The organism is Stenotrophobium rhamnosiphilum, assembly GCF_003052265.1.
GTDB classification, from domain to species: domain Bacteria; phylum Pseudomonadota; class Gammaproteobacteria; order Nevskiales; family Nevskiaceae; genus Stenotrophobium; species Stenotrophobium rhamnosiphilum.
The window spans coordinates 383733-398670 of sequence record NZ_QANS01000005.1 but is presented as its reverse complement, the minus strand read 5'-3'; the positions used below and the strand labels follow the sequence as shown (position 1 = coordinate 398670).

Sequence of the window (14938 nt, the reverse complement as noted above, 5' to 3'; positions counted from 1 at the left end):
GCCAGGCAGGCACATAAGAGCCAGATCAACATTCGGGGATTTTCCGTATCATTCCCACCCAATGAGATTCGGGGATGGTTATGGCAACGCGGCGTAAATTCGACATCGTGATATTCGGAGCCACCGGCTTTACTGGCGGTTTAACGGCTGAATATCTGGCGCGGAATGCGGGCAGCAAATTGCGTTGGGCTTTGGCGGGCCGCAGCGAAGCAAAACTCAAACTAGTGCGTGAGCGCTTGGTAGAGATCAATCCCGCGCTCGCCGATCTGGATTTGCTACAAGCAGATGTCGACGATGTGGACTCTATTAAAGAGATCGCAGGCTCAAGCAAAGTTGTGATTACGACGGTCGGGCCTTACATCCGTTACGGCGAACCTTTGGTGGCGGCTTGTGCGGCAGCGGGCACCGACTATGTTGATCTCACCGGCGAACCAGAATTCGTTGATCTGATGTGGCTGCGTTATCACGAGTTGGCGCGCAGCACCGGCGCACGCATTGTGAATTGCTGCGGCTTCGACAGTATTCCGCATGATCTCGGTGCTTACTTCACCGTGCAGCAGTTGCCGCAGGATGTGCCGCTCAAGGTGGAAGGTTTTGTGCGTGCTGGCGGTACGTTCTCAGGCGGCACGCTGCATTCTGCCGTCACCGCGTTTTCGCGTTTGCGCGAATATGAAAAAGTTCGCAAGGCGCGTCGTGATCGCGAAGGTTATCCAGTCGATCGCAAAATCAGCTCCACGCGTCAGCGCATTCACTATCAACGTGAGTTGGGTGCATGGGCTGTGCCGATGCCGACGATTGATCCACAAATGGTGCGCCGCTCCGCTGTCGCTGATGATCGTTACGGCCCCAGCTTTAGCTATGGGCATTACGTATTGGTGAAGAAGATTGTGCGCGTTGCTGCTTTGGTTGGCGGTGTCGGTGCGATATTCGCTGGCGCGCAAATCAAGTTCACACGCGAGCAATTGCTCAAGCTCAAAGCGCCTGGCGATGGCCCTGATGAAGCGCAGCGTCAGAAAGGTTGGTTCCGCGTCCGCTTTATTGGGCAGGGCGGCGGCAAGAAAGTCGTCACGGAAGTGAGTGGTGGCGATCCGGGCTACGGCGAAACTTCGAAGATGCTGGCGGAGTCTGCGTTGTGTCTCGCGCAAGATCGTTTGCCACGCAAGGCGGGTGTGGTCACGCCTGCGCAGGCGATGGGTGGTGCACTGATTGAACGCCTGCAAGCTGCAGGGATCAGCTTCAAAGTGTTGGAAAGCTAATGGACAAAATTTGGATTGGGTTTGGCGCGGCGTATGGTTTTCTCGCCGTAGCGCTTGGCGCATTCGGCGCGCATGCCCTTAAGCAAAGACTCTCGACAGAAATGCTCGCGGTGTGGCGCACGGGCGTGGAGTATCACTTCTATCACGCGCTGGCGCTGATCCTGCTCGGCATCATCGCAAGACAAACGCCATCCGCTGCATTGAATGCGGGCGGCGCTTGTTTCGCGCTCGGCGTGTTGATTTTTTCCGGCAGTCTCTACGCGCTCGCCTTGAGCGACATCCGCATTCTCGGCGCAGTTACGCCTTTAGGCGGTCTGTTGTTCCTGGCGGGTTGGATCCTGCTGGGCTATGCGGTGCTGAAGAGCTAGTCGAGACATTGCGTAGCGCGCTGAGGATCGAGCTGGCGAGCTGATCCGAAATGCGCGCTGCGGCATTCATCATCGTGCGCTCAGCTTCTTCGCGCGCACGTTCGCCAGCAGCAGCGGCGATTTGATCCGCGCGTTCGGCGTGAGCGCGCAAGCCAGCTTCTAGTGCCGAATGCAGTTCGTTGAAATGGTCGTCGACCAATTTCTCCAGCGCTGAGATGCGATCACTCTGCACAGCCAATTCTTGTGACAACTGCTGCAGGTCTTCCTGATTTTTAACAGAGACCTGTTCTTCGTCGATGCGCGATTGCAATTGCACCGCTTGTGATTGCAGCTGCGCAATTTGCACCGACAAGCTTTGCGCGACTTCATTCAGCGCATTGTTTGGAAGCGGCGGTGGCATCGACTGCGGCAGTGGTGGCGGCGTCGACAAGGTGCTGCGCACGGTATTCATCACGCGCTGTTCAATCGCAACATCAGGCTCGCGAATATTGGCGACCTTTGATGGTGGCGCAACAGCAACAGATGCTGGTGTCGGAATCACGGTCGGAATAGGTGGCGGCACGCTTGGCGCGGCCACAGCGTTGTTCAGATTATTCAGAATGTTCGCGAGCTGCTCAGCGCTCGGCGGTTTCACCAACACGCCGACGGCACCGCCAGCGATGGCTTGATCCATAAACTCAGGGCTGTCGTGAGACGAGCAGATCACTACTTTGATCTCAGACGTTGCGGCGTCTGATTTGATCTGGCGCAGCACTTCAAAGCCGTCTGCGCCGGGCATAACGTGATCAAGAAAAATGACATCAGGGCGCAGGCCGCGCAGCACGGTGTAGCACTCTTCCGCGCTTTCGGCAGTCTCTACCTTGTAGTACTGATTCTCTAAAAACCGACGCAAAGAAAACCGCGCCGACTTCGAATCATCCACGACCAACGCGGTCTTGAACGCCATGTTCTTCCCCTTAGAATTTTATTTGCGACCTAAGGTGACTGTAGCATCGTGATGGCGCGCTGTAACACTCTTTTCAGGCGATTCCTTGTGGGAATATTCCGACGGTTGGGTGTTATTAATTATTAATAAATGTGTACTTAATAAAATACTTAAAAACGATTGCTTTGAGTCAGTGCCCGCCCTCTTCAATGCAACTTGTTGTTTGGCCTTTGGCTGATTAGGGTTCGCGTCTAACTATTTGGGGGATGCCGTGTCTGCTCTGATCAATCGTCGTGATCTGGATTTCATGCTGTACGAAATGCTGGATGTTCCTGCGCTGTGCCAGACCCCGCGTTACGCGCAGCATGATCGCGACACCTTTGAATCCGTGATTGAAGCGGCACACGCGCTGGCAGAAGAAAAATTCCTGCCCTTCGCCGCCAAGCTGGATGCCAGCGAGCCGCACTTTGACGGCGAACGCGTGCACATCATTCCAGAGGTAAAGGAAGCGCTGAAGGCTTATGTCGACGGCGGCTTTCTCGCCACGGCATTCGATGCTGAAAACGGCGGTTCGCAATTGCCCTATGTCATCGCACAATCCGTAGCTGCGTTGTTTGCTTCCGCCAATGGCCCGGCTGTGGGTTACACCTTGCTGACGATGGCGGCATCCAATCTGCTCAATGTGCACGGCACTGAGGAGCAAAAGACGCGCTATATGCGACCGATGATGGAAGGCCGTTGGTTCGGCACCATGTGTTTGTCGGAGCCGCAGGCGGGCTCTTCACTCGGTGACATCAAGACACGCGCACAAGCTTTGCCAGATGGCAGCTACAGCATCAGCGGTAACAAGATGTGGATCTCTGGTGGCGAGCACGATCTCTCGGAGAACATCGTGCATCTCGTGCTGGCGCGTCTCGATGGCGCGCCTGCGGGCGTTAAAGGTATTTCGCTATTTATCGTGCCGAAATTTCATGTCAACGATAACGGCACGCTCGGCGCACGTAACGGCGTGCGACTCGTCGGCCTCAATCACAAGATGGGTTGTCGCGGCACGGTCAACACGGTGCTGAGCTTTGGCGATACGCCTTGCACGGGCTATCTCGTTGGCAAGCCGAATGAAGGTTTGGCCTGCATGTTCCACATGATGAATGAGGCGCGCATCGCGGTTGGTCTGGCTGGTGTTATGTCTGGCTACGCGGCGTATTTGTTTGCGCTTGATTACGCACGCCAGCGTCCGCAAGGTCGTTTGCCGACGGATAAAAGTCCCGAGAGCAAACCCGTCGCGATCATTGAGCACAGCGACGTACGCCGCATGTTGTTGCAGCAGAAAGCCTATGTAGAAGGTGGCCTCGCGCTTTGCTTGTACTGCGCCAAACTCGTCGATGAAAAAGCGACGGCAGAAGATGCAAAGCAAAAAGAAGAGATCAGTTTGCTGCTGGAAATTCTCACGCCGATTGCGAAGTCCTGGCCTGCAGAATTTTGTCTGGAAGCCAACAAGCTTGCGATTCAAGTGCTCGGTGGTTACGGTTATACGCGCGACTATCCGGTAGAGCGCCACTATCGCGATAACCGTCTCAACGCGATTCATGAAGGTACCCACGGCATTCAAGGCCTCGACTTGCTCGGTCGCAAGGTGACGATGAAAAACGGCGCGGCGTTTCGACTGCTGCTCGGCAAGATTCAGCAAACCGTGCAAGCAACAGCGGGCGATGCCAGCCTCGCCGAGTTCTCTGTTGCACTAGGCAAAGCTGTAGAAGTCGCCGCCGCGACGACGCAAACGCTCGCAGCAGCGGCGGTGCAAGGCAAGGTGGATTTGTTCCTCGCCAATGCCAATCTCTATCTGGAAATGCTCGGCCATATTGTTGTCGCGTGGCAGTGGTTGCAGCAGGCGCAATGCGCGCACGCGGGGCAGGCCAAGGCAACGGCGGCTGATCGTGATTTCTACGAGGGCAAGCGCATCGCCTGCCAATATTTCTTCCGCTACGAACTGCCCAAGGCACATCGCCAAGCAGAGTTACTCGCCAAGCTCGACGACACTTGCCTAAATCTTTCACCGTCGGTTCTGTAGGTTAAGGGCATAAGTAAATGAATAATCGGTATCAAAAAGGCATATCAAAATAAGCCCATAAAAAATACGATAACTGTCGGACCGCAGCGGGGTTGCTGCAGGACCATGAATACGCAGGGAGCGCATCATGCAGTTCAAAAAGATCACAGGAGCGGCAGGCTTTGTTCTCGCTATTGCAGCAACGCCGGCACTCGCGACCAACGGTTATTTCTTGCACGGCTATGGCGCCGCATCGGCAGCCATGGGTGGTGTCGGTTATGCGCTGCCACAAGACGCGCTTGCGCCTGCGGCCAATCCTGCTGGTTTGACGTTGGTGGGCGATCGTTTGGACTTTGGTGTTGACTGGTTCACGCCACGTCGCGGCGCCACGATTTATGGCAACGAATCCATCGCGCCGCTGATCAACAGTGGCAGCGTGATTGGCGGTGGTACTGGCTTAACCGGTCCGGACGCCAACGACACGTATAACGGCGATCTCAAAACCAACGCTTACATTCCCAACTTTGGGTACGCCTCGCGCTTCAACGATCGCTTGAGTTGGGGCGTTGCGATGTACGGCAACGGCGGGTTGCAGACCAACTATCTGGTCAATCCATTTGCTGCATTCCAGCTGCAAGGCACGCCGAAAAGTGCAGGCGTTGATCTCTCGCAATTATTTATCGCACCGACCTTGGCGTTTCGTATAACGGATCATCAGTCGATCGGCATATCGCTTGATCTGGTTTATCAAAAATTCAAAGCCTATGGATTGCAGGCATTTGCGCTGACGGGCTTTCCGAGCCCGCAGTTGCCGATTGTGGGCCCATTCTCTGTAGCGCCAGACAAAGTGACGGATAACGGCGCGGATAATTCCTACGGCATTGGTTATCGCGTTGGATATTTGGCAGAGCCTTTTGAAGGCTTCACAGTCGGCGCCAGTTATCAGCCCAAGGTTCACATGTCGCGCTTCAAGAAATACGCTGGTTTGTTTGCAGGCGGCGGCGTGTTTGATGTGCCGGAAAACTATGGCGGTGGCGTTGCGTATCGCTGGCAGAAGTTGCTGGTGGTTTCTGCCGACGTGCAGCGCATCAACTACAACGATGTGTCATCGGTTGGTCGTCCGCTTCAGCCGTTTGTTGATGGCGCGAAGCTCGGCGCAAATGATGGCCCCGGCTTCGGCTGGCGCAACATGACGATCTACAAGTTTGGCGCTGCGGTGCAGGTGTTCAAGCCGCTGTTGCTGCGCGTGGGTTATAGCTACGGCAAGCAGCCGGTGCCGGAAGATCAGACGCTGTTCAACATTCTTGCTCCCGGCGTTATCGAGCAGCATTACACCGCAGGCGCTTTGATCACTCTGGGCGGCGGCTATGATCTGAGCTTGTCGTATTTGTATGCGCCGCAGAAAACCGTGCGCGGAAAAAATTCGATTCCGGGTGGTGGCCCGCTGGAAGGATTGCCGCCGCAGAATTTTGGCGGTGGTGAAGCGGATATCCATCTCAAAGAACAAACGGTTGGCGTCGCGCTAACCATTCACTTCGACTAAAGGAGCGGCCATGTTGCTGCAATCACTGATTGGCGGATTGATTATCGGCGTAGGCGTTTCGGTGCTTTTGCTAGGCCGCGGGCAGCTCGCGGGCATCAGCGGCATCTTCGGCAATACCATCACTGGCAATTTTGGTGAGGGCCGTTGGCGATTGGCATTTCTCGCAGGCTTTTTGCTCTCGCCAGTGTTGTTCTATCTGTTTACGCATCAGTGGATCGCTTCCAACATCCAACTCAGTTTGCCCGGCATCATCGTTGCGGGTTTTCTCGTTGGCGTGGGGACGCAACTCGGAACGGGTTGCACCAGCGGTCATGGCGTATGCGGCCTCGGAAATTTATCGACGCGCTCACTCGTTGCAACGGTGACCTTTATGTTCGTCGCAGGTGTCACCGTGTACATCGCACGTCATGTGGTGGGAGGCTGATATGGGCACTTTGATCGCTTTTGCTGCGGGCCTCATTTTCGGCATCGGTTTGTTGTTGTCTGGCATGACTGATCCACAACGCATTTTGGCGTTCCTTGATGTGGCGGGGGATGCATGGAGTCCCGCGCTGATGTTGGTGATGGGTGGCGCGATTGCAGTCGCCTTGCCGGTGTTTGCTTATGCACGCAGCCGTGGCAATTCGTTGGCGGGTCAAGCGCTCGCGCGCATTGATCGCAAAACTATTACGCCGCGTCTTGTGATCGGCAGCGCCTTGTTTGGTGTGGGCTGGGGCTTGAGTGGCATTTGCCCGGGGCCGGGCTTGCTCATTGCATTGAGTGGCCAGTGGGAGCCTTTGCTGTTTGTCGCCAGCATTGCCGCTGGCATTTATTTCTATCGCGCGTTTTTGCTGCCGCGCACGGTGGCAGCAGCGGCAGATCCCGCAGGCAGCAGCGTCAGCGGATAATTCTTTCGTATTTCGGCACAATGCTCTTATCAAATAGGGGCGTGTGATGAAAAGAATTCTGCTGCTGTTGCTCATTGTGCTGCTGATTGGTCTCGGTGCACTTGCCGTTAGCTTTATGCCGGCAAAGCTCGCAGTGGATTCTTTGCCTAAGGTGCTGGTGCCTTCGGCGAATCCTCCGGCAGAGATGCGTCTCTACGCGATTGAAGCCGGCAAGATGTTGTCGCAAGCAGGCTTCGCCTATCGCGGCGGCAACATCGCTGAGCCACGCGTGTTCGGCATGGGCGGCATCCTGATCAAACATCCACAAGGCACCTTGTTGTTCGACACGGGCTTTGGCAAAGATGTTGATGCGCACTTCAAAACGATTCCTGCGTTGATGCAGGCAACCTCCAAGTACGAGAAAGAGCCAACCGTTGCAGTGCAGCTGCACGCAGCGGGCATTGAGCCCTCTACGTTCAAGGCAGTGATTCTCACGCACTCGCATTGGGATCATGTGAGCGGACTTGCTGACCTGCCCGGCGTGCCGGTCTGGGTCAACGATCAAGAAATGAGCTTTATCAAATACGGTGACGATGCTACGGCTTTGATTCGCAGCTTTGGCAAGCTCAACTATCGCGTCTACAACTTTCCGAGCGGGCCGTATCTCGGATTTAAAAAGAGCTATGACGTTTTCGATGACGGCAGCGTGGTGTTGGTGCCAGCGTCCGGCCACACGCCGGGTTCGATCATTGCTTTCATCACAGTGCCTGGTGGCAAGCGCTACGCATTGATTGGTGATTTGGTTTGGCAGAACGAAGGCGTGGAGATTCCTGCTGAGAAACCATGGATCTCACGCAAGCTGGTGGATTGGGATGAATCACGCACTCGTGATCTCATCGTGCAGATGCATCAACTGAAGGCCGCGATGCCTGATCTGGTGATCGTGCCTGCGCATGATCGCCGCGTGTGGGACACGCTACCCAAACTCGGCAGCTAATCGTTCGCGCATTTCTTATCGAAATGCGCTGATTAGCGCGGGTCATTGGTAACAGTTATTTCCATTGTTCTATTCCTCGTAGGTGATCGTCGATTTCTGCTGCATTAGCTTTGCAAAACACGAAATAAGAAGGTCAAATGGCGGGCCTTAAAATTCGTGACGGCGCATCGTTGTTGAGGAGAATGGAATGTACGATTACATCATCGTTGGCGGTGGTTCAGCAGGCTGCGTACTTGCCAATCGCTTGAGCGCCAGCGGTCAGCACAAAGTTTGTTTGATCGAAGCTGGTCCTGCAGACACCAGCCCATTCATCAAGATTCCCTCAGGCGTCATTCCGCTTCTGCGTGGTAAGAGCCACAACTGGCATTTCTGGACGGCACCAGAACCTCACATGGGCAAGCGCCGCATGTTCTGGCCGCGCGGCAAAACACTCGGTGGCAGTTCCTCGATCAACGCGCAGGTTTATATCCGTGGCAATGCTTGGGACTACGACCATTGGGCGAGTCTCGGCAACAAAGGTTGGAGCTACGCGGATGTGTTGCCTTACTTCAAGAAATCGCAGAACTGCGAACTCGGTGCAGATCAATACAACGGGCAGGGCGGTGAGCTGAATGTGTCGGCGCTGCGCTTCACCAATCCGCTGAGCCATGCGTTTCTCGCCGCTGCCAAGCAGGCGGGTTATCCGACAACACCAGACTTCAATGGTGCGCAACAAGAAGGTTTCAACTTCTATCGCGTCTTCCAAAAAGACGGCGAACGTTGCAGCAATGCGCGCGCGTTTTTGCGTCCAGCAGAATCACGTTCCAATCTCACGGTGATCACGAGTGCACAGGTCACCCGCGTTTTGTTTGAAGGCAAGCGTGCTGTAGGCGTGCGTTATTCCTGCGGTGGCAAGCTGCACGATGTGCGCGCCGCTCGCGAAGTGATTCTGAGCGGTGGTGCAATCAATTCGCCGCAGTTGTTGTTGCTGTCTGGCGTTGGCCCCGCGGATGAAATTCGTCGTCATGGCATCGAGTCGGTGCATGATTTGCCGGGCGTTGGTAAAAATTTGCAGGATCACTTGGACGTGGTGGTGTCATCACGTGAGAAAACCCGTTTCTCGGTTTCGTTGAATCCGCTGTCGCTTTGGACGAGCATCAAAGCAGTGTTTCACTACATTTTTGGTCGCCGTGGTTTGCTCACCAGCAACGTTGCTGAGTCGGGTGGTTTCATGAAGAGCGATTCGAGTGAAGCAGTTCCTGATTTCCAAATTCACTTTGCACCGCTGGCGTATTCGCATCACGCACTGAATCTGATCCCGGTATTTAGGTACGCCTACACCATCATGTTCTGCAATCTGCGCCCGCGCAGCATTGGTGAACTGACGTTGGAAAAAGCAGATCCACTCGCGCCACCACGTATTCAAGCCAACTATCTGGCTGATGAAGACGACATGCGGCGCATGGTCATCTGCATCAAGAAGGGTCGCGAGATCATGGCGCAGTCTGCATTTGCGCCGCATCGCGGCGAAGAGTTGCAGCCGGGCGCTTCGGTGCAGAGCGACGAGCAGATTCAAGCATGGGTCCGCGAGAACGCCGAGACGGTGTATCACCCCGTTGGCACCTGCAAAATGGGTGTCGACGAGTTGGCCGTTGTGGACCCAGAGCTGCGCGTGCGTGGTGTGCAGGGTTTGCGCGTGGTGGATGCGTCCATCATGCCGACCTTGATTGGCGGTAACACCAATGCGCCAACGACGATGATCGCCGAGAAGGCTGCAGAGATGATTCTGGCCGCGGCGTAAGCTGCGGTTTCTCCTCGTTTTCTACCGCTGAGCAGGGCCATGCTGTTGTAGGGGATCAAAATCCCCGACAATACGCACATGCAAATCGGCCCTTATCTCATCGACCCGCCCGTGGTGCTTGCACCGATGGCGGGCGTTACAGACCTCCCGTTTCGCCAGCTCTGCAAGAAGCTCGGTGCGGGTCTGTGCGTGTCCGAGATGACGATTGCCGATGCCACGCTGTGGCACACCGAGAAGTCGCGACTTCGTCGTGATCATGCGGGTGAAGCCGAGCCTGTGAGTGTGCAAATCGCAGGGTACGACCCGCAGATGATGGCCGACGCGGCGCGATTCAATGTCGATCATGGCGCGCAGATCATCGACATCAACATGGGTTGCCCGGCCAAGAAAGTTTGCAAGGTCGATTCTGGCTCTGCGCTGATGAAAGACGAAAAACTCGTTGGCGAGATTTGCGCTGCTGTTGCCAAAGCCGTGAACGTGCCGGTGACGCTAAAGATTCGCACCGGCTGGGCGCGTGAACATAAAAATGGTTTGGTGATTGCACGTATCGCAGAAGACAGCGGCATCGCTGCACTCGCGGTGCATGGTCGTACGCGACAAGATCTCTACGAAGGCGACGCTGAGTACGACACCATTGCTGCGATCAAACAAGCGTTGAGCATTCCTGTGCTTGCGAATGGGGATATCTCAACGCCAGAGCGTGCACGTTACGTGCTCGATTACACCAAGGCCGATGCCGTGATGATTGGTCGTGCGGCACAAGGTCGACCATGGATTTTCCGCGAGATTGCGCACTATCTTGCGACGGGCGAAAAACTTGCTGCGCCATCGCGCTTTGAAGTGAGTCGCTGGTTGCTGGAGCATCTCGACGATCTATATTCCTTCTACGGCGAAGGCCGCGGCTTGCGTGTCGCGCGTAAGCACATTCAGTGGTATTGCCAGGATGAAGAAGGGCGCGAAGCGTTTTGGACTGCGATTAATCGCGTGACGGATGCTTCGGAGCAACGCGCAAAGGTTGCTGCGTTCTTTGATGGTGATATCGGTTACGCCACAGCTGCGTGATCGTAGGGTGCGCCGTGCGCACGCTGTTCATATTGCGCTGAATGTGGGGTGGTAGAGCGTAGCGAAACCCACCGTTTTGTGCGCGCTTCGCGGGCTGCTGCCTGCTCTGATTGAGGTGGCGTGTTCCGCACTGTGGTGCGTGTTACTTTCTTTGCTGGTGCAAAGAAAGTAACCAAAGAAAGCACCTCAATCCACTTGTGCTTTGATGGGAATGGAGTCGATACGGTCGCTGTTTACTCGCTCTATGCGAGAAACAGGTAACCGCTTCAGCATTTGTACGAGCGATGAATGCTCGCGGCACATTCGCTACAAGCGGAAGTGATCGTAGGCTGGGTTGCCGCGAAGCCAAACCCAGCATCTTGCCGATTAGAGTTGCTGCTGGGTTTCGCTCCGCTTCAACCCCAGCCTACGCGCTGCGTTACCAGACTCCAAACAAATTACGCAAAGCAGTTAACCCTGCATCTGATGTGAGCAACACCAAGCCGAATATATTGAATACAACCGTTATCCAAAACGCATTCTGAAAAGTTTTTTTCTTGTTCTTATGGTGAAGAAGACGCTGCGCCATAAATGCGCCAGGCCAACCGCATATAAGCCCGAAAAAAAGCAGCGTTGATTCTGATGTTCGCCAATCGTTGTTGCGGGCTGAAGATTTATCCCATGCGTAAACAATGAATGCGAGGAGGCTGGCAGCCGTATACATGAAGAGAATGTATAGCGATATACGGCCTGAAGAAACTGCGTAAATCAGAAGGCTTAGAAAAATCATAGTAAAACAAATGGCAACCCAGCCTAGTTCAGATTGGGTTGTATCGACTGAGTCGATTCTACGTGGGAAGGCGACCCTGACAGCTCGATTGCGCCCGTTTTCATCCTTGCCTATTTCATAGGTAATGATGTCATTCTCTTGAGGGCGCGGTGCCCCTCTCGCGAATGCTTTTATATGAACGAAGACAAGAGTTTCATCTCCATGTCGGACGACAAAACCAAATCCTTTGTCGTCGTTCCACTTAGTAATTCTTCCTTGATAACGCACGCGTTTATTCCGACTGCGCCAACCTCTCCGCAATTACCTTCAAAACCTGCGGATTAAACCCAAGCCCAAAGTGGCTACTAAACACTTCCACGTTCTCCGTATTCTCCGCCGGTTCTTCCAGAGAACACTTCCACGCGACGACGCCATCTGTCTTGCTGTAAATCGCAGTGCAAGGAACAGGCGGTGCTATACGACGGCGTTGGAAACCATCCCAATCTAATTTCGGCGGATTCTTGCGATTCGCAAAGCGGAACAGACCATCCACATTGTTGGCATTCGGATGTCCGTTGATCGGACTGCCCAGGGTAATGACACGACGCACCAACTCAGGCTGCGCACGTGCCATCTCGCGGACGAAAACGCCGCCGAGGCTCCAGCCGATAAGCGTGACTTTGCGGTCATCGTGTCGGAGGTGAATGTCTTGCAGATGTGTGGCGAGTTTTTCTCGCATGCCTTTGCGCATACCCAGATTGCGGCCTTGGTTCCAGCCGTAGACTTTGTAGCCGAGCATTTGCAGTACGCGGCGTAGAGGCTGCATCGAGCCATCGGTGGTGCCAAAGCCCGGCACCAGCATCACTGGGTGGCCATCGCCATGCGGGAGTTTCCGCAGCCATGGCAGTGTCAGCATCATGCTGCCGAATTCGGCAAACGCGCGGCCTTCTAAGAGGAGCAGGAGCTTCGAGGGTGCTGCGACGGAAACTTCATCTTCGCGCTGTGCTTGAACGGCCATGTTCATTTTCCTGAGACGGAACGATGGCGGCCATTATGCGGTCAGATCTTTGCGCTTGTCGCGGCCTAAGCGCGGGCCTAGCATGGCCATATTGCCAAGTGGAGTTACCCATGCAGAGTTACACCGGAATCGCTAAAACGCTGCACTGGCTGGTATTTGCCCTGATGAGTGGGGCATTTACGGTCGGCTTTTATATGCATGACCTGCCGCTAAGCCCGAGCAAGCTACAGTTGGTGTCTTGGCATAAGTGGACCGGCGTGACGATTTTTGTCCTGGTGCTACTGCGCCTGACTTGGCGCTTGATGAATCCGCCGCCAGCCTTGCCGACGCATATGTCCAAATTAGAGCGCGGCGCGGCGGAGGGGATGCATCGGGTGCTCTACATCTTGATGTTGGCGATGCCACTCAGTGGCTGGCTGATGAGTTCGGCCAAAGGTATTCAGACGGTTTGGTTTGGCGTGATTCCGCTCCCCGATCTGCTCTACAAGAGCCCGCCGCTGGGGAAAGCATTGTCTGAAGTTCACGAAGCACTGGGCTTCATCATTTTGGCTTTTGTCGCGGTGCACGTATTGGCTGCGTTTAAGCATCACTTCATCGATCGCGACGATGTGCTGGCGCGAATGGTGCCCGGCATGAAGCCGCGGTCTAAATAAATCAGTTTCAGGAGTTAAAGATGCGCGCATTAATTTTTGCCTTGGCCTTATGCATGAGTTTCCCAACGTTTGCCGCAGAACGCACCTTGCAAACTGCGGGCAGCCGCATCGCCTTCGCGTTCAAGCAAATGAATGTGTCGATGGATGGCAGCTTTAAGAAATTCAGCGGAAAAATTAATTTCGACGCGGCCAAGCCAGAAACCTCCAGCATCGAGATGTTGGTTGATATCGCGAGCATCAGCATCTATGAAGAGGCTGATCCTGAAGTGATCAAGCCCATCTGGCTTAATGCCGCTGCGTTCCCACAAGCGCGTTTCGTCAGCAAAAACGTCAAAGCTTTAGGTGGCGGACGTTATCAGGCGACGGGCACGCTCAGCATTAAGGGTGCGAGCCGAGAGGTGACGGTGCCTTTTGAATATAAAGAGCAGGGCGCGAATGCCATCGTCGACGGACAGTTCACCCTCAAGCGCGGCGACTACAAGATTGGCGAAGGCGAGTGGAGTGCCGTTGATATTGTTGCCAATGATGTGCTGGTTAAATTCCATCTCGTTGTCGCTCCAGCGGCCGCGACAAAACGTTGATAGCGATTACTCAAATAGTTTGGCTTGTACTTCTTCGGCTTCACTGAAATTACTCAAGCCAACGCCAACAAGTCGATAGCGTTGCTGCGGGTCTTCGTCAACGCGATCTATCAGTGATAGCGCAATCTCTGTCAGCACTTCGCAAGATGAAGGCGGTGATGCCGGTGTGTGACTGCGTGTGAGGCTTCTAAAATCTGACGTCTTGAGTTTGAGAACGACAGTGCGACCGATGCGTGAAGTTTTGCGTGTAGCCTTCCAGGTTTTCTCAGCCATGCTGCGAATCGTGGGCTCAAGCGCGGTGATCAAAACATCTTCTGCAAAAGTGTCTTCAGCAGAGATGGATTGTGTCGGACGATCAGGCTTCACTTCGCTGTGATCAATGCCGAGTGAAAGATTGTGCAGGCGGACGCCGTAGCGGCCGAAGCGTTGCTCAAGCGCCACTGCGGTCAGCTCGCGTAGATCGCCGACGGTGGCAACGCCCATTTCTTTGAGCTTCTCTTCCATCACTTTGCCAACGCCGGGTAAGCGGCCTACGGGTAGCGGCGGGAGAAAAGTGTCGATGTCTGCTGGTTGAATCACAAACTGGCCATCTGGCTTGCGCCAGTCCGATGCAATCTTCGCGAGGAATTTATTGGGCGCGATGCCTGCGGACGCGGTGAGCTTTAGTTCCTCACGAATCTGCGTGCGGATCGAACTTGCTACGCGTGTCGCCGTCGGCAGGCCAGTCTTGTTCTCGGTGACGTCTAGATACGCCTCGTCCAGAGATAGCGGCTCCACGAGTTCCGTGTGCTGCAACATGATCGCGCGCACTGCGTTTGATACTGCGCGGTAACGAACAAAATCAGGCGGGACGAAAACAGCCTCTGGACATAAACGTTCAGCACGCACGGCAGGCATAGCGGAGCGCACGCCAAATTTTCGTGCTTCATAAGACGCTGCACAAACCACTGAGCGACTGCCTCGCCATGCAACAACGACAGGTCGCCCGCGCAACGTTGGGTCGTCGCGCTGCTCCACCGATGCGTAGAACGCATCCATGTCGACGTGAACGATTTTGCGTTGAGACATGCGAGTGTTGGCGGGGGGCGGAATTA

15 protein-coding genes are annotated in these 14938 nt (G+C 54.9%); 11 read left to right on the top strand and 4 right to left on the bottom strand.

Annotated features, from left to right (window positions below):
• Positions 1-80 precede the first annotated feature (80 nt).
• Both CJD38_RS14790 and CJD38_RS14785 read left to right on the top strand, forming a co-directional pair.
• Positions 81-1256 (top strand): saccharopine dehydrogenase family protein, encoded by a 1176-nt coding sequence (locus tag CJD38_RS14790; RefSeq protein ID WP_107941163.1) that lies wholly within the window; start codon positions 81-83, stop codon positions 1254-1256.
• Positions 1256-1624, top strand: a complete 369-nt coding sequence (locus CJD38_RS14785) for a DUF423 domain-containing protein (RefSeq protein ID WP_107941118.1) — start codon at positions 1256-1258, stop codon at positions 1622-1624. Before CJD38_RS14790 ends, CJD38_RS14785 begins: the two co-directional genes overlap by 1 nt.
• Here CJD38_RS14785 and CJD38_RS14780 read toward each other — a convergent pair.
• Entirely contained in the window at positions 1554-2570 is a 1017-nt protein-coding gene (locus CJD38_RS14780; protein ID WP_107941117.1) for a response regulator, read from the bottom strand. The two genes, CJD38_RS14785 and CJD38_RS14780, sit on opposite strands and share 71 nt — an antisense overlap.
• Positions 2571-2820: 250 nt before the next feature.
• Between CJD38_RS14780 and CJD38_RS14775 the strand changes: the two genes are divergently transcribed.
• The 7 genes from CJD38_RS14775 to dusB all read left to right on the top strand — a co-directional run bounded on the left by CJD38_RS14775 (position 2821) and on the right by dusB (position 10844).
• A complete protein-coding gene (locus CJD38_RS14775; RefSeq protein WP_107941116.1) occupies positions 2821-4617 on the top strand; it encodes an acyl-CoA dehydrogenase in 1797 nt (598 codons plus the stop codon).
• 127 nt (positions 4618-4744) lie between these two features.
• Positions 4745-6139 carry an OmpP1/FadL family transporter gene (locus CJD38_RS14770; protein ID WP_107941115.1) on the top strand — a complete coding sequence of 465 codons (1395 nt, stop codon included), beginning with the start codon at positions 4745-4747 and terminating at the stop codon, positions 6137-6139.
• Between the two features lie 10 nt (positions 6140-6149).
• On the top strand, positions 6150-6563 hold the full coding sequence (locus CJD38_RS14765; protein WP_107941114.1) for a YeeE/YedE family protein: 414 nt from the start codon (positions 6150-6152) through the stop codon (positions 6561-6563).
• 1 nt (position 6564) lies between these two features.
• On the top strand, positions 6565-7026 hold the full coding sequence (locus tag CJD38_RS14760) for a DUF6691 family protein (protein ID WP_206363018.1): 462 nt from the start codon (positions 6565-6567) through the stop codon (positions 7024-7026).
• 46 nt (positions 7027-7072) lie between these two features.
• Entirely contained in the window at positions 7073-8002 is a 930-nt protein-coding gene (locus tag CJD38_RS14755) for an MBL fold metallo-hydrolase (protein ID WP_107941113.1), read from the top strand.
• 187 nt (positions 8003-8189) lie between these two features.
• Complete coding sequence (locus CJD38_RS14750; RefSeq protein WP_107941112.1) at positions 8190-9782, top strand: GMC family oxidoreductase; 1593 nt, start codon at positions 8190-8192, stop codon at positions 9780-9782.
• 78 nt (positions 9783-9860) lie between these two features.
• Complete coding sequence (dusB, locus tag CJD38_RS14745) at positions 9861-10844, top strand: tRNA dihydrouridine synthase DusB (RefSeq protein ID WP_107941111.1); 984 nt, start codon at positions 9861-9863, stop codon at positions 10842-10844.
• Positions 10845-11262: 418 nt separating this feature from the next.
• On the opposite strand, the gene CJD38_RS14740 is transcribed toward dusB, so the two are convergent.
• Positions 11263-11880 (bottom strand): DUF1294 domain-containing protein, encoded by a 618-nt coding sequence (locus CJD38_RS14740; protein WP_161554255.1) that lies wholly within the window; start codon positions 11878-11880, stop codon positions 11263-11265.
• Positions 11881-11884: 4 nt separating this feature from the next.
• A complete protein-coding gene (locus tag CJD38_RS14735) occupies positions 11885-12610 on the bottom strand; it encodes an esterase/lipase family protein (protein ID WP_107941162.1) in 726 nt (241 codons plus the stop codon).
• Between the two features lie 110 nt (positions 12611-12720).
• Between CJD38_RS14735 and CJD38_RS14730 the strand changes: the two genes are divergently transcribed.
• Both CJD38_RS14730 and CJD38_RS14725 read left to right on the top strand, forming a co-directional pair.
• Complete coding sequence (locus CJD38_RS14730) at positions 12721-13263, top strand: cytochrome b (protein WP_107941109.1); 543 nt, start codon at positions 12721-12723, stop codon at positions 13261-13263.
• Between the two features lie 20 nt (positions 13264-13283).
• On the top strand, positions 13284-13844 hold the full coding sequence (locus CJD38_RS14725; protein WP_107941108.1) for a YceI family protein: 561 nt from the start codon (positions 13284-13286) through the stop codon (positions 13842-13844).
• Between the two features lie 6 nt (positions 13845-13850).
• Here the strand turns inward: CJD38_RS14725 and dinB are convergent, their stop codons facing one another.
• Entirely contained in the window at positions 13851-14912 is a 1062-nt protein-coding gene (gene dinB, locus CJD38_RS14720; RefSeq protein ID WP_107941107.1) for a DNA polymerase IV, read from the bottom strand.
• Positions 14913-14938 lie beyond the last annotated feature (26 nt).